This is a genomic window from Vreelandella xerophytica (genome assembly GCF_968048975.1).
In genome coordinates this window covers 1812114-1833375 of record NZ_OZ309106.1, presented here as the reverse complement: position 1 = coordinate 1833375, position 21262 = coordinate 1812114, and the positions used below count along the sequence as shown (strand labels likewise).

Genomic DNA, 21262 nt, shown 5'->3' with positions numbered 1-21262 from the left:
AACAACACAGAGGGAAGAAACAGGGACGTCGGCCTGAACCTGGCGGAATGCAAGCGCATTTTCTACCCGGCAATGACGCGAAACACGGGGTTCAGACCGCGTCGATGATGCAAGGAGGCGGGAAGACGATGCGCTATTTCAGAGGGTTGTGACCCCAGTTCATCAGCGAATAGCGCCAGCGCGAGGTCTCCTTATCTTCCTTCTGGGGCGGCTGCTTGAGATGTCGCGCCACATACTGGTTCACTTTTTTCATGTGCGCGTAATCGTTATCGTCAAGTTCATCCTTGCGCGTGCGCTTGATCTTTACAATGCGCCGCCCCGACTGATGGCCGGTGGACTCGCCGCCCTGGCTATCGCCCACCGATTTAGACTCGTCGGTTTCAAGCCACTGCTCGAGTTCCTTGGGCGCCATGTTGACGCTTTGGTAAAAATCCCGGTAGATCGATTCCTTGTCGTCGCTCATCCTTACTTCCTTTTAAAACGTTGAGTCACTGCTTCATGCCTTGCGCAATTCGCTGTGAAGCTTGAGTACCCGGTCGCCATCGTCCTGCTTGATCAGGTAGGCGGGCTCCTCCTCTGTGCCATTACGGGTAATATCGCTACCCTTGAGGCGCCGAGTGACTTTCTGGATATATTTTCGGGTGATTTTTCCTTCCGCCCAGTGACTGCCCCACTTCCATTTGACCCGTTGACGCTGACGAAAATGCCCACTCATTTCGCTACCTCCCTGTCGTGACGCTCACCGACCCACTCGCGTCGATGAAAAAGAGTCTGGTAGAGCATTCCAGTTAACACAAGTTAAGCTTCGCTGGATTGGCAACCCTCCGCGCACCAGAGCCTTGATAGAGCGCAGAGGCCATGGACAGAAAGATTTCGGGTACGATGTCTTCAGTCGCAAGGCCTATATAAAGGCCTCAGAATCAAAAGGCGTCCTTGTCCACGCAGAGCTTGCTCAGCGCGTCATGAACGTCGCCCTCGATCGCGCTGGCCTTGTTGGTTTTCATATCCAGCAGCACGAAGGTGAGATCCGCTTGAGCCACCACCTTGCCGTCCGCGCGCTTGATCCGATGATGGCAACGCGCGCTTCGCTCACTCACTTCGATGATACCGGTGAGCACGCTTAGATCGTCGCCTTGTACCGCGGCGTTCTTGTAATCGATATTGAGATTGACCACCACGAAAGCGCGTCCGGCGGCGTGGAGTTCACGCATGAGCTCGGCGTGATCGTCGAAAAACGCCCAGCGCCCCTCCTCCATGAACTCGAGATAGCGCGCGTTGTTGACATGACCGTAACCATCCAGGTGGTAACCGCGTACGCGAAGATCGACCCGGGTTAGTGAAGACGACATCGAAAGACTCCCTTGTAGATAGACAAACCTCAGTGGGTAAACAGGACGCAGGCTTGCACTTTGTGCTGTCCCCGAACATGGGGCCGACGTGAGCCGCCCAATGACACGCACGTAATCAAACACAGGTTTAAAACGTATGCAATATAGGTAGTCTGGTGCAAGAGGCTGGCAGGACGAGTCCCGTTTCGCCATAATGTGCCCCCTTTTGAATAGGATCGGTGATATGTGGTTCAAGCACCTGCACTTGTATCGTCTCCACGGCGATTTCGAGCTCGACGGCAACGCGCTGGAAAGTGCCCTCGAGCCCTACGCTGCCAGGCCGCTGGGGGGCGCCGATGCCCGTCGGCTGGGGTGGACGGCGCCGGCAGGTCGCTTGGGTAACGGCCAGTTGCTTCACGAGATCCAGGGCCACCGGCTTCTTTCCGCCCTGCGCCAGGAGCGCTTGTTGCCGGCGTCGGTGGTAAAGGAAGAACTCGACGAGAAAGTGGCCGATATCGAGGCAGCCGAGGCGCGCAAGGTGACGCGCAAGGAGAAGACCACGCTCAAGGAGCAGATTACCGAGGAGTTGATGCCCCGCGCCTTCGTACGCAGTCAGAAGGTGGATCTATGGTGGGACACGAAGCGCCGGCTGATCGGCATCAACGCCAGCTCACGTAGCCGTTGCGAGGAGATACTGGATCTACTGCGCGAAACGCTGGGGACGTTGAAAGTGACCCCGGTCACCTCACAGACCCTGCCGATTCGCGCCATGACGACCTGGCTTGGCGATGCAGCAAGCCGCCCGACGGACATGCAGCTAGGCGATCAGGTCGAACTCAAGGCCAAGGGTGATGACGGCGTCCTGCGCGCCCGTCAGGTGGACTTGGATAGCGACGAGATCCAGAATCTGCTGGAGAGCGGCCGCCAGGCCAGCAAGCTCGCCCTCGGCCTTGAAGGGCGGCTAAGTCTGGTGCTTCACGACGATCTGTCTCTTAAATCGCTGCGCTTTGGAGATGCCTTGATCGAGGAGGCGGATCACGCCGATGATGGCGACGACGCGCTGGCGCGCCTTGAGACCGACTTCATCTTGATGGCGCAGTCGCTGTCGGATGATATCGCCAGGCTACTGGAGTGGCTGGGCGGCGAGGCACAAAAAGAGCCCAACGCCACGCAGGATGCCTTGCACAACTAGCTGTCTGATATCACTCGACTTGGCTCACTTTCATAACAACGGATCGCATGACTGACCAAAATAACGTCCTTAATGCCGCCTCAACCGACGACCCCTGGGCCGCGATTCGGCCCTACATGGATCACGAGGTAAAAGACGTGCTCACGCGACTCAGTCGCGATAGCGAGCTACTGGATGCATTGACACGATTCAGGCTACCCCGTCTTGCCCGATGGGCGCCGGCGCTTGCTCGCGTGCTGGCCGGGCGAGCGGTGCGTCGCGAGGTCGAAAACGTCGCCTCCGTGCGCGATTTCCAGATGCGTATCGCCAGTTACATGGAACGCATGATACGCACCACGACCGATGCCTTCGAGGTATCCGGCCTTGAAAAGCTCGACCCGCAAAGCGCGTATCTCTTCATCGGCAATCATCGGGATATCTCGCTGGATCCGGCGTTTGTCAATTACGCGCTTTACGCCGCAGACCGGGACACGGTGCGCATCGCCATCGGTGATAACCTGCTTAAAAAGCCCTACGTGACCGACCTGATGCGGCTCAACAAGAGCTTCATCGTGCCACGAAGCGCTCGGGGCAAGCGCGCGATGCTGGCGGCCTACCAGCAGCTTTCGGGCTATATCCGTCACTCGATCACCATGGACAACCATTCCATCTGGATGGCCCAGCGCGAAGGACGAGCGAAAAACGGCATCGACCGCACCGACCCCGCCATCATCAAGATGCTGACCATGGCCCAGCGCAATGAACCAGGAGACTTCGTCTTCGGCGAGGCAATTGCCGAACTCAAGCTGGTGCCGGTCTCGATCAGCTACGAGTACGACCCCTGCGATGTGCAAAAGGCCCAGGAGCTTTTTGATGTAGCCACCAAAGGCAGCTACGCCAAAAGCGAGTTCGAGGATATTCGCTCCATTGTTGCCGGCATCACAGGCTCCAAGGGACGCGTGCAGCTGCGCTTTGGCCAGCCGGTGGGCGTGGATATGGCCACCCCCGATGAAGTGGCCGCCGAGATCGACCGCCAGGTGATTGGCGGCTACCGGCTGTTCCCAAGCCATTACCTGGCCCTGGAAGCGCTGGGCGAGGCACCGGAACTCGTGGCCCGCAAGGCGATTACCCGGGAGGACCGGGCGCGCTTCAAGGAACGCCTGGCAAGCGTGCCCGAGCCACTCAGGCCCTACTGGCTCAATCAGTACGCCAATCCGGTCAAGCACAAGGCCGGCCGGCTGGGCGTTTAAGCCAATTTTCAAGCGCTCGCCCATGCCGGGCTTATCAAAAAGTGCTATGGTCAAGGCAATCACTGTATGGTTCAGACCTTGCTTTCAAGCAAGGCTCAAGGAGCGCCCCATGTCTGCATCCGAAATTCAAAAAACCCGCATGATCAACGAACTGCGTGGATTCATTCGCAAACTGCTACAGGACCCGGAGATCTTGAAGCAGTCACTTGCCATCGCCCGAAACGAGCTTGGCGACGGTTCTGGTCCTGCGGTCATGGCACGCATTGCCAACGAGATATCCGACACCACCAGTGTGCACATCCCCGAAGACCCCGCCGAACACTCCGAAGCGGACAAGCTCTTTCTGGAGCTTCTCAGGGAGGTCGTGCAGGAAGAGCAAGCCCTTTACTGACCCGGGTCGCGCTCTTGCCGAGAAGCGCCCGGCGTCTTCACCCCCAGCGAACATCGTGATCGGCGAAGTGCATTCACCCTTCGCCGACTTTACTTGTTACAGGCTAACCGGAAGTATTCCTGACCATGTCAAACTCTGCCCCGCGCAATATTTTGGTGACCAGCGCTCTCCCCTATGCCAACGGCGACATCCACCTGGGCCACCTGCTCGAGTACATTCAAACCGATATCTGGGTGCGCTTTCAGAAAAGCCGCGGGCAGCGCTGCTACTACGTGTGTGCCGATGACGCGCATGGCACCGCCATCATGCTGCGCGCCGAGCAGGAAGGCATTTCGCCGGAAGCGCTCATCGAGCGCGTCTCCAGCAACCATCAGGCCGACTTCGCGCGTTTCGGCGTGGGGTTTGACAACTACCATTCCACGCATTCGCAAGAGAACCGCTACTTCAGCGAGCTGATCTACAAGCGCCTGCGCGACAAGGGCCATATTGCCACCCGCGATATCGAGCAGATGTTTGATCCGGTCAAAGGACTCTTCCTGGCGGATCGCTTCATCAAGGGCACCTGCCCGAAGTGCCAAACGCCAGATCAGTACGGCGATAACTGTGAAAAGTGCGGTGCCACCTATACGCCGGCAGACCTGATCGACCCGGTATCGGCCATTTCCGGCGCCAAGCCCGAAGTTCGAAGCTCCACCCACTACTTCTTCAGACTGCCCGAGTTTACCGAGTTTCTGAAAAGCTGGATCAGCGAGGGTCACGTTCAACCGCAGATCCGCAACAAGCTGATGGAGTGGTTCGAGTCCGGTTTCAACGAGTGGGATATCTCTCGGGATGCGCCCTACTTTGGTTTTGAAATTCCCGATGCACCGGGCAAGTACTTCTACGTATGGCTCGACGCGCCGATCGGCTATCTGGCGAGCTTCAAGAATCTCTGCGAGCGTGAAGGCATCGACTTCGACAGCTTCTGGGAAAAGGATTCAAGCGCCGAGGTCTATCACTTTATCGGCAAGGACATCGTCTATTTTCACGCACTTTTCTGGCCCGCGATGCTCCACGGGGCGGACCTTCGCACTCCCACGGCGGTGAACTGCCACGGTTTCTTGACCGTGGACGGGGCCAAGATGTCCAAATCCCGCGGCACCTTCATCAAGGCCGCAACCTACGCCGATCATCTCGATCCGGAGTACTTGCGTTACTACTTCGCTGCCAAGCTCAGCGCCGGGGTCGACGATCTCGACCTGAACCTGGATGACTTCGCTGCCCGGGTCAATGCCGACCTGGTGGGCAAGGTGGTCAATATTGCCAGCCGCTGCGCGGGATTCGTGAAAAAGATCGGCGGCGGCACGCTGTCAAGCCACTGCGCCGAACCGCAGCTGGTGGCCCGCTTCATTGCCATGGGCGAAGAGATCGCCGCTGACTTCGAAGCCCGCGAGTTCGGCCGGGCGATGCGCAAGATCATGGAGCTTGCCGACGAGGCCAACACCTATATTGCCGATCAGGCCCCCTGGGCGCTGGCCAAGGAAGGTGGGCGCGACCAGGAAGTGCTGGACATCTGCTCGGTGGGCATCAACCTTTTCCGCCAGCTGATGGTATATCTGGCGCCTGTCGTGCCCGCCATGGCCGCCGAGGCAACGCGCTTTCTGGGGATCGACTCTCTCGACTGGGAGAGCCGCCAGACGGTATTGACCGACCATTGCATCGAAAAATTCAAACCCCTGATGACGCGTATCGAGCGCGACAGGATCGACGCCATGATCGAGGCGTCAAAGGAGGATCTCGTGGAAGAGCAAAAACTCAAGGAGTCCGTCAAGGGCCCGCTTGCCAAGGAGCCCATCGCATCCGCAATCAGCTTCGACGACTTCATCAAGGTGGACCTGCGCATCGCCCGGATCGTCAAGGCGCAGTACGTGGAAGGCGCCGACAAGCTGTTGCAGCTCACGTTGGATCTTGGCGGTGAAACCCGTAACGTCTTCTCCGGCATTCGCTCGGCCTACTCGCCGGAGGCGCTCGAGGGCCGCCTGACCGTGATGGTGGCCAACCTTGCCCCGCGCAAGATGCGCTTTGGGATTTCCGAAGGTATGGTGCTGGCCGCCGGCGACGATGAAGGTATTTACCTGATGTCGCCGGATAGCGGCGCTGAACCGGGGCAACGGGTGGCTTGACGTGGTGGCTGCCAAGTTGATTGACGCCATCGATGCCGAGCTGCCGCAAACCCAGTGTGGCAAATGCAGCTACACCGGCTGTCGCCCCTATGCAGAAGCGATCATGGAAGGTGAGGCAATCAATCGCTGCCCGCCGGGCGGCATCGAGACCCTGAATCGCCTGGCCGAGCTGACCGGTCGGGCGACACTTCCCCTGGAGCAGCCCCCCCAGGCGCCGATGCTTGCCATCATTCGGGAACAGGAGTGCATCGGCTGCACCAAGTGCATCCAGGCCTGCCCGGTGGACGCCATTCTCGGCGCAGCCAAACAGATGCACACGGTGATCGAAGATGAATGCACCGGGTGCGAGCTGTGTGTCGCGCCTTGCCCGGTGGACTGCATTGATCTGCTGCCTCACCCTCAGTGGCAGGCCGCGAACACCCAGGCCGAGCAAGACGCCTACCTGGAGCGTCGTGCCATCAAGGGGCGCGAACGCTTCAACAATCGCAATCGGCGCCTGGCCGCCGAGCGCGAAGCAAGGCAGGTGCGCCGCACCCGCCGGGCCACGGCACCTTCGCCTGCCAAACCCGCGACGGCGGAAAGCCAAGGGATGTCGCCAAGCACGCTGCGCACCCAGCGGGCCCGTGAGGCTGCGGCGCTCAAGCGTCTTGAGCGTAAGCTTCAGACCCAGCAGGATAGCGGCGCTTTGCGCGCCGAACTTGTCGAACGTCTTGCCTATCAGCGCCACACGCTTGAAAAGCTCGACACCGCCCTGGCTGAAGCCAATGACGCCCCACCGAGCGCTTCACCCGCGGGCAGCACCGCGACCCGCCGCCACCAGAAACGTCTGGCACTAAAAGCTGCAGAGCAATCGCTTCGCCATGTGCGCCAGCAGCTTGCCCATGCCAAACGCCAGCAGGATACCGCCGATGTGGCGCGGGTCGAGGAGCAGTTGCAAAAAGCCCAGCAGGTGGTGGATACCGCACGCGCGGCTCTTGAATCGGAAGCCACGTCATGAATGCAAGCAAGCGCTTCGAGATTTTCTCACGCCTTCAGGCCGAGAACCCGCACCCGACCACCGAGCTTGTCTGGAACACGCCGTTTGAGCTTTTAACCGCGGTGCTACTCTCGGCCCAGGCAACCGATGTCGGCGTCAACAAGGCGATGGCCCGACTCTTCCCTGTCGCCAATACGCCGCAGCAGATCCTCGAACTGGGCCTGGAGGAGCTCAAGGAGCACATCAAGACCATCGGTCTTTACAACACCAAGGCGCAGAACCTGATGAAAACCTGCGCCATGCTGGTAGAGCGCCACGATGGCGAGGTCCCGCGCACCCGCGAAGCGCTGGAAGCGCTGCCGGGGGTAGGCCGCAAGACCGCCAACGTCATTCTCAATACCGCCTTTGGCGAGCCCACCATCGCGGTGGATACGCATATCTTTCGGGTCTCCAACCGGACCGGCATCGCCAAGGGCAAGGATGTTGTCGAGGTGGAACAGAAGCTCATGCGTCACGTCCCCCGCCCTTTCAAGCAAGATGCCCATCACTGGCTGATTCTGCACGGGCGCTACACCTGCGTGGCCCGAAAACCCTGCTGCGGCAGCTGCATTATCGAAGATCTTTGCGAATACAAGGAAAAGACCGAGCTTTGATTCTCTATTCAGATAAAAGCGCCTGGTACGCCGCTTCCCACTGCGGCCACTCCCAATCCTTCGTACCCAGCACCGGCGGCTGACTGTCTGGCACTGTCAGCCATTCACTCAAACGCTGATAAAGCCCTGAGGGCGTGCCGTCGTAGCGGTAGGGCCTGGGGTAAAGTGCCGGAAAGCAGAGCCGCTCGGGCACCAGCGGGAGCGCCCCGCGCTGGGCGGCTTCCATGATGGCCAGGCCCTGAAACTCGTGCCAGGTGGTGGAGACCACGATACCGCCCTCGTCAAGAAGAGCCTGATACTCCGCCAACGCCAGCGGCCCCCAACAGACGACGTGCGCGGCCAGGCGTGTTCTGGCTTCGCTGAAGATAGCCGGTTCATCGCGAAAACGCTGACCGACGACCGCCAGCTCAAACGCAACGCCCGCCTCGCTTAGCCTGAAGAGCACATCGAAAAAGTCTTCCGGGTTCTTGTCATACTCCCAGCGGTGATTCCAGATAACACGCGCAGGGCGCGGGTTCGCCGTCACCGCCGGCGAGTCCAGAGGCCGAAGAGGCACCGGCAACACCATCGCCTGGCGGCGAAGCGTCTCCAGAGGGTGGGCGGCGGGGAGATTCTCCGGCATCTTTTTCAGAAACGTCCGCGCGCCGTCGATGAATGAATCCCGGTTGTAGGCGGTATTGAAAACCACTTTATCGGCGGCCAGGGCAGCGTAGAGATTCACCATTTTCGCCTCGACGTGGTGCTGCTGCGCGCTTGAAGGCGGGTAGGCGAACTGGTTTTCGTGGAAGTAGACGATCTTGCGCGCCCGGCTCAGGTGTGGAAAAAGCCCTAGCAGCGTCGCCAGGTCGACCGTCGAGGTCGCCAGAACCACGTCGTAAGGTTCACTCAAAGCGGCCTGCTCTTTTAGCCACCAGCTCAAGGGATTGCCACGAATGCGCCAGGCAAAGTGGCGCGGTGCAAGACTCAAGCGTGTCCAGCTCATGTCGTCCAGGCGCACCATCAACTGGTCTGCCCAGTAGCGGTGGCTAACCGCCTCGTAAGCCGAAAGTAACAGTACTCGCATTGAACACCTTGTTGGCTAAGCGCTTGCGCAAGGTTTCCAGTATATCAATCTCTGAAACCTGAGCGGCCGGTCGGACTTTGACCCGCTTGCACCAAGGTCGCCTAGGCGCGGGTCAGTCACCTCCTTAAACTCAAGAACTTGAACGCATTTTTCAACAGGTGGACTCATGAGCCCGACCCATGCCCTTGACTTGTCAGCAGTGCCTTCCCCCGCTGCCGGGCGTATCGGCCTGCCTGGAGCGCTTCATGTCTAAAGGTCTGCCTACACGGCAAGGACTGGTGGGCCTTTGGCTTTTGCTAGGCGGGGTGAGCCTTCTGGGCGGCGCCGCGTTTGCAGCGTGGCTGGACAGCCAGCTTGCCCTGAACGGCATCGCGCGGGTTGTGCTGTGGCTGGGGTCACTTTCTGGCGGCGTGACACTGTTGGCGGTGGGGTGGCTGCTCGAGCGCGCACTCGTCAGGCCGCTGCGCGCACTTCATGGCGAGCTTGCCAGGCTGATCGCCAACCCGGAGGTGGCCTGTCAGCCCCCCGGCGGGTGGCTTGAAAGCCTGAGGCCTGACTTGATCCACATCGCCAGATGCTGGCGCGCCGACCGCCAGCGATATCAGCAGGCCCGCCGGGAGGGTGCTCAAGAGACCTTACGAGTACGCCAGGAGCTCGAGGAGCTTTTACAGCATCTAGCCACGCCAATCATGCTTTTCGATCAGCACCGTCGGCTTTTGCTTTTCAACCAGGCCGCCGAAGCCTTTTTCCCCTCACCCCATAGTCTGGGACTGGGTAAACGGCTGGATAGCCTGGTGCCCGACCCTAGCCTGAGTGCGCGTTTTAAAACGTTGGTCGATGCCCCTGTTCCCCGGGAGCCCTTCTCCCGCGAAGTACTTACCCGTTTCAACGCCCGCACCCTTTCGATCAGCCTGACACGGCTATCCCGAAACCCGGATCAGGTACTGATGACCCTCAAGGATGCCACACGCTTCTGGGAAAACGAGCTGGGCATAAGAAAGAGGATCACGAAGGCTCTTGAAACACTGGAGTCCCCCCCTGAACCCGCATCCATTTCAAGTCTCAAACAGCTCTTGAAGCACCCTGACCTGGCCCATGAACGCTTGAGCTCGATCTGGTCGAACGCTTTTTGGCAGGCCCTGGATGAACAGCTCGCTCCCACCCATCAGCTGATCACCCCCATTGGGGTGCCTGGCTGGTTCAAGGGTCACGCCCCGTCGCTGATAGCGCTATTCGATTCGCTTATCAAAAAACTTCACGGCCATTTTCCGCAATGCGGGTTTGAAGGCGAACTGGTCAATACCCGAGAAGGTGTATGGCTGGCTTTCATCTGGAAAGGAGACGCCGTTGACGCGCCACGTCTTGCTCGGTGGCGACAGAAGGTCATCGAAACGCTGCCCCTGGCACCGACAGTGGATGATCTACTCCATATACACGGAAGTACGCTCTGGAGCGAAGCGGACGCGGACAACATGCATGCTCGCCTTTGCGTCTCGCTTTTGACCTCGCAACGCTTGAGCGCCCCCGAACCTCGCGCGGCTCCCCGGCCGGAGTTTCACGATTTCGCTATCGCTCATCTCACTCCCCCTGACGAACCGCTGGCAGAGCGCATGCTCCGGCATCTGGCGATCGTCGCGTTTGACACCGAGACCACAGGGCTCGATCTTCGCGGTAACGACCGTGTGATCAGCCTGGGCGCCTGCCGTATTGTCAATAATCGATTACTCGCCAGCGACGTGTTTGAAAGTTACATCAACCCTCAGCGCGGCATTCCAGCCCAGAGCACCGCCATTCACGGCATATACGATAGCGACGTCCAGGATGCCCCTTTACTCGATTCGGTGCTTCGCCAGTTCCAGACCTATACAGCAGATGCGGTGCTGCTCGCTCATAACGCTTCGTTTGACCTGCTAGCGCTGAGTCCTGCAGGTATCAAGCTTGCCCACCCGGTATTGGATACCCTGCTGATCTCCAGGGCGCTGGACAAGGCGCTACTCGGCCATGACCTCGATACGCTTGCCAAGCGCTACGACCTTGCTCCGGCCTTCGGTGCCCGCCATACCGCGCTGGGGGATGCCCAACTCACCGCCGAACTCTGGCTTTTACTACTTTCCCGTCTGGAAGCCCGTAACATTCACACGCTGGATGAACTACTTGCATTTCAGGCAAGTGCTTTTGATAAAGAGGATGGTCATACTTAGTTAACAATAATCAATAGTTGAAAACTTGATATCCTGGGTTAAGAATAACAGCAGTTTTTTGCTTTACTTTATTCATAGGTACTGCTTTTTTAATAATATATAGACCCGACAATTAATAATATCTCATGACGGGCAGGGAGTAGTGATTCAATGACAAGGGCGGTACTCAATGCGTCTGGCAATGGCTATACCATCGCGCTGCAGCCCATTGTGGATGGCAACTTGCACCACGTGGCCGATGAGCTTCTTTATCGTGGTCACCTTAAAGCAAGAAATGCCGATATCACTGATGACGTTCAAGCCACCGCTCGGGCATGTGCCGTAGCCATTTATGAAATTGGTCTGGAAAAGCTTTGCGGCAAGCGCAAGCTTTTCATCAACGTCTCCGAACAGTGGCTTTTGAATCCCGATCTCTGCTCCTTGCCGCCGGAGCAGGTGGTGCTTGAAATCCTGGAAACGACACCACCTTCCCGCGAGGTGGAAAAAGCCCTTGAAGATCTCAATGCTCAAGGCTATACGCTGGCGCTGGACGATTTTCAGACGGATCAAAATCACGACCCGCTATTGCGCTACTGCGATATCGTAAAACTCGATGTCTCGAATGCGCTTTCCCTAGAACTCATCGAATCCTTAAAGACCCAGGGCTTTACACTGCTGGCCGAACGTGTGGAAACCCAGGAGGAATTCCAACGCTGCAAGGACTTGGGCTTTTCACTCTTTCAAGGCTACTTTTACGAACGACCCAACATTAAGAAAACCCGCGCCCATCGTCGCACTTCTTCCTGCGCTACCCAACTTCGCCTGATTACCCGACTCTATCGGCAACCTGTCAATATCAACGAGATCGGCGAGCTGATCGCTCAGGACCCCTACCTGGTAGATGCCGTCTTGAGACGGGCCAACTCGGCAAGTAAAAGCCTGGGGCAACCTTCCTACCGACTCAACGAGTGCATTCAACGATTAGGGGTTACCGAGCTTAGAATGCTGGTCACTATCGTCTTGCTGGCAAGCAATAGTCCAGCCAACAGGCTCAACGTGATCAACGGGCTCACCCGAGCAATTGCCTGCGAACAGGTCGCCGCTTACCGAAGCGTCGACGAAGAAGAGGGGTTCATTCTGGGGCTTTTTTCCCACATGCCCGTGATTCTGGATGTCGACATGGAAACGTTGAAGGAGGAGTTGCCGCTCGGACAGGCATTCATCAATGCCTTGTACGAGCGCAAGGGCGAGATGGGAGATTTGCTCAACGAGGTCGAATCCGCTGAACAAGGGATCAATTCGAACGACCTTTCCGATACGTTGCTCGTCGAAGCCGCTGCCCAGGCACGCTTGTGGATGGACAAGATCAAAGCGTGACGTCCAACCCCCGCGCTACCTGCCAAGTTCGACGCCTGAAAAAAGCATCAGTTTAAAGACGACTCGCTTTTCTGGCGAGGGTCCGGCTCGAACATCGCGTCCCCTACCTCATCGATATAGCGCTTGGCCTTGGCCACCATCATCTCATCGCACGCCTGGCGAGCCGGCAACATATCCGAGCGCTCGAAGCGGTGTTCAAGCGTTTGACCATCTTCACGCGCCAGGGTAATGATACCGCTTACCCGGTACTGACCGCCTTGTTGATCCGGCGTCGAGACGATGGCGTACGCTTTATAATGAACGGGTTCGGCGTGAACCGCCTTGCCACCGGCGGCTGGCTTATCGCTACCGCCCGCCAATGCTGAAAGCAGTTTTTTAAACATGGTCTTCTCCTGACGACGTCCTACAAGAAGCGGTTCACGTCCGCCCGAGCTTTCGAGACGGCGCGTTGACTCGCCTCACCCAGCCTTTGAAAAAAGCGGCCAGTGTCTGGCCGCTTTCGTCGTTAGCTTTGCTTGCGGCCCTTACCGGCGGCAATGCGCAAACGCAGTGCGTTGAGCTTGATGAAACCTTCGGCGTCCTTCTGATCGTAAGCGCCGGCATCATCTTCGAAAGTGGCAATGGACTCATCGAACAGCGACTGTTCGGATTTACGCCCGACCACCGTCGCATTGCCCTTGTAGAGCTTCATGCGAACCACACCCGAGACGTTCTTCTGGGTCTCGTCGATGGCCGCCTGCAGCATGCGGCGCTCCGGGCTCCACCAGTAGCCGTTGTAGATCACTTCGGCGTATTTCGGCATCAGCTGGTCTTTCAGGTGGGCTTCTTCCCGGTCGAGTGTGAGGGACTCGATGGCGCGGTGTGCCCGCAGCATGATCGTGCCTCCGGGCGTTTCGTAGCAGCCGCGTGACTTCATGCCCACATAGCGGTTCTCGACGATATCCAGCCGGCCGATGCCGTTGTCACCGCCCACCTTGTTGAGCTTTTCGAGCACTTCGTGGGCCTTGAGGGTTTCACCGTCGATCGCCACGATATCGCCCTTCTCGAACGTCAGCTCGATATAGGTCGGCGTTTCGGGGGCCTGTTCCGGCGAGACACTCCAGCGCCACATGTCTTCTTCCGCTTCGGCCCAGGGGTCTTCCAGAATGCCGCCTTCATAGGAAATATGCAGCAGGTTGGCATCCATCGAGTAGGGGGATTTCTTCTTCTTGTTGGCGAAATCCACTGGAATATCGTGCTCTTCACAGTACGCCATCAGCTTCTCGCGCGACGTCAAATCCCACTCGCGCCACGGTGCGATGACCTTGACGCCGGGTTTCAGTGCATAGCCGCCGAGCTCGAAGCGCACCTGGTCGTTGCCCTTGCCGGTCGCGCCGTGTGAAATTGCATCGGCGCCGGTTTCGTTGGCGATCTCGATCAGACGCTTGGCGATCAGCGGGCGCGCGATGGAGGTACCCAGAAGATACTCGCCTTCGTAGATGGTATTGGCACGGAACATCGGATAAACGTAGTCGCGCACGAATTCTTCGCGCAGATCCTCGATGTAGATTTCCTTGACACCCAGCGCCTTCGCCTTGGCGCGAGCGGGTTCGACTTCTTCACCTTGACCGATGTCGGCTGTGAAGGTCACCACTTCACAGTTGTAAGTCTCTTGTAACCACTTGACGATCACGGATGTGTCCAGCCCTCCTGAATATGCCAGCACAACCTTTTTGACATCGGACATTCTTCGCTCCTTTGGATTAAAAAGCCCGCTCGACTGAGCCTGGGCCTAACGCATGAGTTAAACCGTGAGTATAGCGCTCTCAAAGACCGGGGAACACCGTCGACGACGCGGCCAGGTTAAAGCTGCTAGAATCACTGCACTGTTAGCGGTAGCTTGCCGTTACTCTTATCGACTACTCGCTTTACTAAGGAGAGCTGCATGAGCGAGGCAATAGCCCGTGAATTGATGGCCCAGCGTTTTCGCAGTTATTTACCGGTCGTCATCGATTTGGAAACGGGTGGTTTCAATGCCCAGCGTGATGCGGTTCTCGAAATTGCCGCTGTCACGCTCACCATGGATTCCGACGGCAACCTGCTGCCCGATGCCACCTACGCCTGCCATATCAAGCCTTTCGAAGGGGCCAACATCGAGCAGTCCGCCCTGGATTTCACGGGCATCAACCTCGATGACCCGCTTCGCCAGCAAGTGGCGCTGTCCGAGTCCGAAGCATTGGGAGAAATCTTTCGCCCCATTCGCAAATCCGTGAAGGCGCACAACTGTTCACGCGCCATTCTGGTAGGCCATAACGCAGCTTTCGACCACGGCTTTCTAAACGCTGCCGCCAGCCGCTGCAACGTCAAGCGAAGCCCGTTCCACCCATTTTCAAGCTTCGATACCGCCACCCTCGCCGGTTTCGTCTATGGCCAGACGGTGCTGGCCCGGGCATGCCGGGCAGCGGGCATCGAGTTCGATAACAAGGCGGCCCACTCGGCACGCTACGACACCGAGCGCACCGCCGAGCTTTTCTGCGCCATGGTCAACCGCTACAAGGACCTGGGCGGCTGGCGTCTGGCACAACAGGAACAAGAGCTCGATACGCCGGAGTGATTCACCGTAATGCAGTGAAAGTCGCTTTACGCTAAACTTTGCCACATTTATGGCTTGATTGGTTCCGGTTGTCGTAACCGGCCGCGCTTTACCCATCCGAATTAGGAGATAAAACGTTTCCATGGCCCAGCATAACGCCTTCTACGCCCAGTCCGGTGGCGTCACCGCCGTCATCAATGCAAGCGCCTGTGGCGTTATCGAAGCTTGCCGTCAAGCGCCTGATCAGATTGGCAAGGTCTACGCCGGCCATAACGGTATCATCGGGGCACTCACCGAAGATTTGATCGATGTGACCCAAGAAAGCGATGAGGCCATCAGCGCGCTACGCCACACCCCCGGCGGGGCATTCGGCTCGTGCCGTTACAAGTTGAAGGATATCGAGGCCCACCGCACCCAGTACGAGCGCTTGATCGAGGTATTCAAGGCCCACGATATCCGCTACTTCTTCTACAACGGCGGCGGCGACAGCGCCGATACCTGTCTGAAGGTCTCTCAACTCTCCGAAAAGCTCGGCTACCCGCTGACCGCCATCCACGTACCCAAGACCGTGGACAACGACCTGCCGATCACCGATAACAGCCCGGGCTTTGGCAGCGTGGCCAAGTATATCGCCACCTCCACCCGCGAGGCGTCTCTGGATATCGCCTCCATGTGCGCCACCTCCACCAAGGTGTTCGTGCTGGAGGTCATGGGCCGTCATGCGGGCTGGATCGCCGCCGCCGGCGGGCTGGCCGGCGAAGGTGAAGGCGAGCCGCCCCACCTGATCATCTTCCCGGAGATCGCTTTCGATCGTCGCGCGGTAATGGCACGGGTCGACGAGAGCGTGAAGAAGTACGGCTACTGCGTGATCGTGGTCTCCGAAGGCGCGCGTTACGAAGACGGCACCTTCCTGGCCGATGCCGGCAATACCGACGCCTTCGGCCACCGCCAGCTGGGTGGCGTGGCCCCCACGCTTGCGGGCATGGTGAAGCAGGACCTGGGCTACAAGTACCATTGGGCGGTGGCGGACTACCTGCAGCGCGCCGCGCGCCACCTGGCGTCGAAAACCGACGTGGAGCAGGCCTACGCCGTGGGCTTCGAGGCGGTCGCCCTGGCGCTGGCAGGCAAGAACTCGATGATGCCGGCCATTCGTCGCGTGAGCCAGTCGCCCTATCAGTGGGATGTGATCTCCGCACCGCTTTCGCAGATCGCCAATCAGGAGAAGTTCATGCCGCGGGACTTCATCAGCGAAAACGGCTTTGCCATCACCCAGCCCTGCCGGGACTATCTCTCGCCGCTGATTCAGGGCGAAGATTTCCCGCCTTTTGAAAACGGCCTGCCGAAAGTAGCCAAGCTCAAGCTTGCCAAGGTCGAGCAGAAGCTCCCCGCCTTCTCGTTATAAACGATAAAGCGGCATTCAGACCCGAGGGGCGATGACATCATCGCCCTTCGGTCGTTTCAGGTGGTCAGCTAACGCAAGAGCCAGGAAAGTACGAGCAGAAGCAGCAGAATGCCCGCCACGCCCTGCCAGAAACGCCGTGGCTCCTTGCGTATTTCCTTTTGCGCCGGCGCAGCTCGGCCCAGCGGTACACGAAGCGCGTGCAAGAGCTCCGACATCTTTCTGAAGCGAAGCGCACGCTGCGGGTCCAGTGCCCGTCTGAGGGCATCATCCAACGCCGGGGTAATTTCCGGTGTCGTACTGCGCGCGCTTTTGTAGGTCAGCGACTCCAGGTCGGTGTGACTTCGCAACCGGTCAGGTGTCAACGCGTAAGGCAGCGTTCCGGTCAGCAGCCAGTAGGCGGTAGAGGCAAGCGAATACTGGTCGCTTCGCCGGCCAACGCTGTCGCCCAGCGCATACTCCGGTGCAGTGTGCTCATTGAAGCCCACCTGACGTAAAAGCTCGCCGGAATTACGATGCCCTTCCATGTCGCGCATATGGCACGCACTGAAGTCAGCCAGCACCACCTGGCCGTGCTGGTCGATCAGAACATTATCCGGGGTGATCTGCTGATGAATGATATCCCGGTGGTGCAGCGCCTGGACGGCCTTGCCCAGCTGATTGGCGATATCCAGGCGTTGTTTCAGGCTTGCCTGGGGATGGCGGTCCGCCCACTGTCTGAGCGTTTCGCTCTCGATGTATGCCATCAAGTAGTAGAGATAGCGCCGGGGCCGCGAGGGTTCGATCACTTTCACCACGAAAGGTGAATTCACCCGTTCGACTACCCACTGCTGAAGCAGGAAGTGCTCCAGGTAGGCGTTGCGTAGCGAAAGCTCGGGGCTGGGCGCTTTCATGACCATCACCCGGCCGGTCTGGCTGTCACGCACCTGATATACCCGAGACTGGGCATTGCGCGACAGCACCCGTTCCACTTCCATGCCGTCCAGACGCTGCCCCGGTGATAGCTCCGGTGGGATGGGCAGGTCGCCATAGATGAGCGCCGGGTCGTCCTCGGTCTCTTCGGGCAGCTCATCGATTCTCAGAATCTGAAAGCAGAACTGGTCGCCGCCGTAGCCGCGTTCCTGGGCGCGCTGCTTGGCCTCGCTGGCCAGTCGCTCGCAGGCGGCGTCCAGGTCACTGGCGTCCTGGCGAATGAGGCGCACGTAGTCGGATGGCATCAATGTGCCGCGAACGCCCTGAGTGGTGAAAACGAAATAATCACCCTGCTTTAGATTGATCAGGCTGTAATCGATATCCAGGCTGCCATCCATCCCCAGCGCCCGCGAAGGGTAACGATAACCGCCAACATCGGTGACATGATCCCGGGTCAACTGCTCGAATTCGGCGCCCCTCAGGCGAAATACCAGCGTATCGCCCATATGGAACAGATTGGCTTCCCGCCCCTTGAACACCATGGCTGACATGGAAGAGACGAAGCTGCCCTCCTTGACATGCTGGCTCTGGCTATAGCACCAGCTATTGAGCGCCAGCATGACCCGAGTGGCCGAGGTCTTGATATCCCAATGATCCGGCGTTGAAAAGTAATCGGCCAGAAAACCCCGCACACTCAAGTCTCCGGCCTGCTTGGCCATGGTATTGCGAGAGATAGAGTCGCTGATCACCGCACAAGCCCCTTTGGTGTTGATCAGCGGCGCCTGGGGCACGCGTACCGACATGGAGCTTCTATGCTTGCGACGGTCGGGGGCGACAAACGCTTGCCCGTAGCTGATCAGTAACTGAGCGTGCGCCAATTCATCCTCCTTGGCTCGAGCGTGAACATGGCAACTTTGAGCGGCCTCATCGATGGGCGCCATGATACACGTTGCGCCCTGCTTGCGATGCCCACCTATAGTCGGTGTTTTAAACGCCTTTGAGCGCGGCCGCATGTCAAACTCGCACAGCGCTACGGGGGGAAGCGCCAAAAAAACCACGCCCCACCTACGTCGAATTGGTAATTCCACGGGCTTGTTCGTATAATTCGTCGCAATTGCACAATACATCAACCGCTTAGCCCATGTACGTTAAAAGCCACGTTAAGGACTTCAAATGAACTTCGACCACATCCCCGCTGGAAAGGATTTGCCCAACGATATTTACGTGGCAATTGAAATTCCGGCCAACCACGCCCCCATCAAGTACGAAATCGACAAGGACATGGGCGCGCTGCTGGTTGATCGCTTCATGGCGACTCCGATGTTCTACCCGGCGAACTACGGCTTCATTCCTCATACGCTGGCCGACGATGGCGACCCGCTCGATGCGCTGGTAGTCACGCCGCATCCAGTGGCCCCGGGCAGCATCATCCGCGCTCGCCCGGTCGGCATTCTCAACATGACCGACGAAGCCGGTGAAGACGCCAAGCTGGTCTGTGTGCCCCACCCCAAGCTCAGTACACTTTATGATGACATTCAGGAAGTGACCGACCTCCCCGAGCTTCTACGTCAGCAGATCGCGCACTTCTTTGAAAATTACAAGGATCTCGAGAAAGGCAAGTGGGTGAAGGTCGAGTCCTGGGAAGGCGTTGAAGCCGCACGCAAGGCGATCGAAAAATCGGTTTCCGCCTACCAGAAAGCGTAACCGACGCCCCTCGGGCGCTTACCCGAACTCAGAAAGGCCGCCCACGGGCGGCCTTTTTCATTGAAGGGTATTTCCAGGCGCGCGTCATGTCATCGCAGTCGCTACGCGTGGCCGGCCGGTTACGCTATGCTAGCCGGGTACGATTTTTAAGGACCTGCCGTGTTATCGCTCAAGCGCTTATTGTTTATGTGTCTGCTCTGGCTTCCCGTGGCGGCCCAGGGCCAGTGGTTTTCAGACCGCGACTCATCCGATTTCCTGCCCGTTCTCGAGGCGTTTCAAAGCCAGGCCTGGCACGATGGCGAACGGGTGTTCGTGGGCGTGGATATTGCGGATGGCTACTACCTGTATCGCCACCAGCTCGCACTCGAGGGAACGGCGCTTGAAACGCCCTTGATCCCCCAAGGCGACTTCATTACCGATGAGTTCATGGGGGAAACCTACGTCTTCAGAGACCAGCTGGTATTCGAGACCCCTTTCACCGCACCCCAGGATGGCCCGGTATCGCTCGATTTTCGCTTCCAGGGCTGCGCGGATGCAGGGCTTTGCTATCCGCCGGAACAGATAACCCTCGAGGCTGCGCAGACGTCGCCCCCCGCCGCCTTCGCCAACGCGCAAGCGAGCGTCGAGCCGGCGCCAGGGGCGCCGGGTGATAACGCACCCGACGACCTTTCGATCAGCGCGCCGCAAAGTGAAGACGGTCGCTTCAGCGCCCTGATCAGCGAGGCGAGTCTGCCGCTCGCACTGGGACTCTTTTTCCTGGCCGGCATCGGGCTGACCTTCACGCCGTGTGTTCTCCCCATGATCCCCATTCTATCCTCGATCATCGTCGGGCAGAATCCCACTCGACCGCGGGCCTTTGTGCTGTCATCGAGCTACGTGCTGGGCATGGCGTTTACCTACGCCGTGGTAGGTATCTTGATGGGGCTGTTCGGTGCGGGGCTCAACCTGCAGGCGCGGCTGCAATCGGCGCCGGTGCTCGTTTCCTTTGCACTCCTGTTCAGTCTGTTCGGCCTGGCCATGCTGGGAGCATTCGATCTTCGCCTCTCTTCTCGATTTTCGCACCGAGTGGATCGCTGGCAGGCTCGCGCCCAGCAGAGCGGGCCGCTGGGACTGGCGCTGGCCGGCGCGCTTTCGGTACTGGTGGTGTCACCTTGCGTGACCGCTCCGCTGGCGGGTGCGCTGGTTTTCATCTCCACCACCGGCGACGCCATGATCGGTGGCGCAGTCCTGTTTGCGCTGGGGCTTGGCATGGGCCTGCCGCTGCTGCTGGTGGGCACTTTCGGCACTACCTTGCTGCCGCGCACCGGGGGATGGATGAACGGAGTCAAGGTCGCGTTCGGCCTGCTGCTGCTGGGGGTGGCCATCTGGATGATCGAGCGCCTGATCGCCCCGCCGGTCGCGCTTTTGCTATGGGCTGCACTTGCCATCGCCACCGCGCTGACGCTGGGGGCGTTGAATCTGGGCCAGGGCGCTGGCGCGGCTCGAGCGCGCCAGACCCTTGGGTTGATGCTTCTCGCCTGGGGTGTGGCACTGGTCTTTGGCGCAGCTCAAGGCGGCAGCGACCCGCTACGCCCGCTAGGCGACTCATCGACCCCGACACAGGCTCGATCCAGCCAGGCGCTCTCCTTTGAAACCGTTCATGGACTTGAGGGCTTGCAGGATGCGCTGGAACGCACCGGGGGCGAGCTTGCATTCGTGCACTTCACGGCCGACTGGTGTATTTCCTGCAAGCTGATGGAGCGCGATGTCTACCCCGACCCCAGAGTCATCGGGGCACTCGAAGAGATAGCGTTGATTGAAGTCGACGTTACCGACACCACGTCCCAGTCGCGAGCGGTGCTTCAGGCGTTCAACCTTTTTGGCCCACCCAGTCTGCTTTTTTTCAGTGCCGGGGAAGAGATTCGCCAGGCGCGCATTCAGGGCGACATCGATGCTGCTGCCCTCGCTGCGCATATCACATCGCTGAAGCGCTTCCAGCAAGACGCCCAGGACGTCTGATGAAGCTTTATAAAGCGCGAACCACCTCGAAAAGCCTTGCGCTGGACAAAGTGGGTGTTTTTCGGCAAACTCCGCCCCCATACTGTTAAATACACGGTTTTTAGGCTGTTAAGCGGTCAACATTCG

19 protein-coding genes are annotated in these 21262 nt (G+C 58.9%); 12 read left to right on the top strand and 7 right to left on the bottom strand.

Annotation, left to right across the window (positions count from 1 at the left end; genetic code table 11):
• Positions 1-133: 133 nt before the first annotated feature.
• The 3 genes from ACWF8S_RS08720 to ACWF8S_RS08710 form a co-directional block, all read right to left on the bottom strand.
• Positions 134-463 carry a DUF3140 domain-containing protein gene (locus tag ACWF8S_RS08720; RefSeq protein ID WP_447556473.1) on the bottom strand — a complete coding sequence of 110 codons (330 nt, stop codon included), beginning with the start codon at positions 461-463 and terminating at the stop codon, positions 134-136.
• Between the two features lie 33 nt (positions 464-496).
• Positions 497-715 carry a DUF2945 domain-containing protein gene (locus tag ACWF8S_RS08715; protein ID WP_447556472.1) on the bottom strand — a complete coding sequence of 73 codons (219 nt, stop codon included), beginning with the start codon at positions 713-715 and terminating at the stop codon, positions 497-499.
• A gap of 205 nt (positions 716-920) precedes the next feature.
• Positions 921-1349, bottom strand: coding sequence for an acyl-CoA thioesterase (locus ACWF8S_RS08710; protein ID WP_447556471.1), 429 nt, complete (start codon positions 1347-1349; stop codon positions 921-923).
• Positions 1350-1572: 223 nt separating this feature from the next.
• On the opposite strand from ACWF8S_RS08710, the gene ACWF8S_RS08705 reads away from it, so the two are divergent.
• The 6 genes from ACWF8S_RS08705 to nth all read left to right on the top strand — a co-directional run bounded on the left by ACWF8S_RS08705 (position 1573) and on the right by nth (position 7931).
• Complete coding sequence (locus ACWF8S_RS08705) at positions 1573-2520, top strand: recombination-associated protein RdgC (RefSeq protein ID WP_447556470.1); 948 nt, start codon at positions 1573-1575, stop codon at positions 2518-2520.
• 47 nt (positions 2521-2567) lie between these two features.
• Positions 2568-3749: a 1-acyl-sn-glycerol-3-phosphate acyltransferase gene (locus ACWF8S_RS08700; RefSeq protein WP_447556469.1), complete on the top strand. Its 1182-nt coding sequence runs from the start codon at positions 2568-2570 to the stop codon at positions 3747-3749.
• Positions 3750-3858: 109 nt separating this feature from the next.
• A complete protein-coding gene (locus ACWF8S_RS08695) occupies positions 3859-4140 on the top strand; it encodes a hypothetical protein (RefSeq protein WP_447556467.1) in 282 nt (93 codons plus the stop codon).
• A gap of 125 nt (positions 4141-4265) precedes the next feature.
• The gene (metG, locus tag ACWF8S_RS08690) at positions 4266-6302 is read left to right on the top strand and encodes a methionine--tRNA ligase (protein ID WP_447556466.1); all 2037 of its coding nucleotides are present in this window, start codon (positions 4266-4268) and stop codon (positions 6300-6302) included.
• Between the two features lies 1 nt (position 6303).
• Positions 6304-7299: an RnfABCDGE type electron transport complex subunit B gene (locus tag ACWF8S_RS08685; RefSeq protein ID WP_447556465.1), complete on the top strand. Its 996-nt coding sequence runs from the start codon at positions 6304-6306 to the stop codon at positions 7297-7299.
• A complete protein-coding gene (gene nth, locus ACWF8S_RS08680; RefSeq protein WP_447556464.1) occupies positions 7296-7931 on the top strand; it encodes an endonuclease III in 636 nt (211 codons plus the stop codon). The genes ACWF8S_RS08685 and nth overlap by 4 nt, the downstream gene beginning before the upstream one ends.
• 4 nt (positions 7932-7935) lie before the next feature.
• Here nth and ACWF8S_RS08675 read toward each other — a convergent pair whose 3' ends face one another.
• Positions 7936-8994 (bottom strand): tRNA-queuosine alpha-mannosyltransferase domain-containing protein, encoded by a 1059-nt coding sequence (locus tag ACWF8S_RS08675; RefSeq protein ID WP_447556463.1) that lies wholly within the window; start codon positions 8992-8994, stop codon positions 7936-7938.
• 245 nt (positions 8995-9239) lie between these two features.
• Between ACWF8S_RS08675 and ACWF8S_RS08670 the strand changes: the two genes are divergently transcribed.
• Together ACWF8S_RS08670 and ACWF8S_RS08665 are read left to right on the top strand one after the other, a co-directional pair.
• Positions 9240-11195, top strand: coding sequence for an exonuclease domain-containing protein (locus ACWF8S_RS08670; protein ID WP_447556462.1), 1956 nt, complete (start codon positions 9240-9242; stop codon positions 11193-11195).
• A gap of 150 nt (positions 11196-11345) precedes the next feature.
• Positions 11346-12551, top strand: a complete 1206-nt coding sequence (locus ACWF8S_RS08665) for an EAL and HDOD domain-containing protein (RefSeq protein WP_447556461.1) — start codon at positions 11346-11348, stop codon at positions 12549-12551.
• Between the two features lie 47 nt (positions 12552-12598).
• On the opposite strand, the gene ACWF8S_RS08660 is transcribed toward ACWF8S_RS08665, so the two are convergent.
• Both ACWF8S_RS08660 and ACWF8S_RS08655 read right to left on the bottom strand, forming a co-directional pair.
• Entirely contained in the window at positions 12599-12934 is a 336-nt protein-coding gene (locus ACWF8S_RS08660) for an HlyU family transcriptional regulator (protein ID WP_447556460.1), read from the bottom strand.
• Positions 12935-13056: 122 nt separating this feature from the next.
• A complete protein-coding gene (locus tag ACWF8S_RS08655; protein WP_447556459.1) occupies positions 13057-14277 on the bottom strand; it encodes an argininosuccinate synthase in 1221 nt (406 codons plus the stop codon).
• Between the two features lie 198 nt (positions 14278-14475).
• On the opposite strand from ACWF8S_RS08655, the gene rnt reads away from it, so the two are divergent.
• Both rnt and ACWF8S_RS08645 read left to right on the top strand, forming a co-directional pair.
• Complete coding sequence (gene rnt, locus ACWF8S_RS08650; protein ID WP_447556458.1) at positions 14476-15144, top strand: ribonuclease T; 669 nt, start codon at positions 14476-14478, stop codon at positions 15142-15144.
• Between the two features lie 121 nt (positions 15145-15265).
• Complete coding sequence (locus ACWF8S_RS08645; protein WP_447556457.1) at positions 15266-16525, top strand: 6-phosphofructokinase; 1260 nt, start codon at positions 15266-15268, stop codon at positions 16523-16525.
• 68 nt (positions 16526-16593) lie between these two features.
• On the opposite strand, the gene ACWF8S_RS08640 is transcribed toward ACWF8S_RS08645, so the two are convergent.
• On the bottom strand, positions 16594-18312 hold the full coding sequence (locus tag ACWF8S_RS08640; RefSeq protein WP_447556456.1) for a protein kinase domain-containing protein: 1719 nt from the start codon (positions 18310-18312) through the stop codon (positions 16594-16596).
• 295 nt (positions 18313-18607) lie between these two features.
• On the opposite strand from ACWF8S_RS08640, the gene ppa reads away from it, so the two are divergent.
• Together ppa and dsbD are read left to right on the top strand one after the other, a co-directional pair.
• Positions 18608-19138: an inorganic diphosphatase gene (gene ppa / locus ACWF8S_RS08635; RefSeq protein WP_447556455.1), complete on the top strand. Its 531-nt coding sequence runs from the start codon at positions 18608-18610 to the stop codon at positions 19136-19138.
• A gap of 159 nt (positions 19139-19297) precedes the next feature.
• Complete coding sequence (gene dsbD, locus ACWF8S_RS08630; RefSeq protein WP_447556454.1) at positions 19298-21136, top strand: protein-disulfide reductase DsbD; 1839 nt, start codon at positions 19298-19300, stop codon at positions 21134-21136.
• The last annotated feature ends 126 nt before the right edge of the window (positions 21137-21262 follow it).

Coding starts and splice junctions, on each gene's coding strand:
- ACWF8S_RS08660 (WP_447556460.1), bottom strand. CDS start 12,934: ATGTTTAAAAAACTGCTTTCAGCATTGGCGGGCGGTAGCGATAAGCCA.
- ACWF8S_RS08700 (WP_447556469.1), top strand. CDS start 2,568: ATGACTGACCAAAATAACGTCCTTAATGCCGCCTCAACCGACGACCCC.
- ACWF8S_RS08645 (WP_447556457.1), top strand. CDS start 15,266: ATGGCCCAGCATAACGCCTTCTACGCCCAGTCCGGTGGCGTCACCGCC.
- ACWF8S_RS08715 (WP_447556472.1), bottom strand. CDS start 715: ATGAGTGGGCATTTTCGTCAGCGTCAACGGGTCAAATGGAAGTGGGGC.
- rnt (WP_447556458.1), top strand. CDS start 14,476: ATGAGCGAGGCAATAGCCCGTGAATTGATGGCCCAGCGTTTTCGCAGT.
- nth (WP_447556464.1), top strand. CDS start 7,296: ATGAATGCAAGCAAGCGCTTCGAGATTTTCTCACGCCTTCAGGCCGAG.
- ppa (WP_447556455.1), top strand. CDS start 18,608: ATGAACTTCGACCACATCCCCGCTGGAAAGGATTTGCCCAACGATATT.
- ACWF8S_RS08710 (WP_447556471.1), bottom strand. CDS start 1,349: ATGTCGTCTTCACTAACCCGGGTCGATCTTCGCGTACGCGGTTACCAC.
- ACWF8S_RS08695 (WP_447556467.1), top strand. CDS start 3,859: ATGTCTGCATCCGAAATTCAAAAAACCCGCATGATCAACGAACTGCGT.
- ACWF8S_RS08705 (WP_447556470.1), top strand. CDS start 1,573: ATGTGGTTCAAGCACCTGCACTTGTATCGTCTCCACGGCGATTTCGAG.
- ACWF8S_RS08665 (WP_447556461.1), top strand. CDS start 11,346: ATGACAAGGGCGGTACTCAATGCGTCTGGCAATGGCTATACCATCGCG.
- ACWF8S_RS08670 (WP_447556462.1), top strand. CDS start 9,240: ATGTCTAAAGGTCTGCCTACACGGCAAGGACTGGTGGGCCTTTGGCTT.
- ACWF8S_RS08675 (WP_447556463.1), bottom strand. CDS start 8,994: ATGCGAGTACTGTTACTTTCGGCTTACGAGGCGGTTAGCCACCGCTAC.
- ACWF8S_RS08655 (WP_447556459.1), bottom strand. CDS start 14,277: ATGTCCGATGTCAAAAAGGTTGTGCTGGCATATTCAGGAGGGCTGGAC.
- ACWF8S_RS08720 (WP_447556473.1), bottom strand. CDS start 463: ATGAGCGACGACAAGGAATCGATCTACCGGGATTTTTACCAAAGCGTC.
- metG (WP_447556466.1), top strand. CDS start 4,266: ATGTCAAACTCTGCCCCGCGCAATATTTTGGTGACCAGCGCTCTCCCC.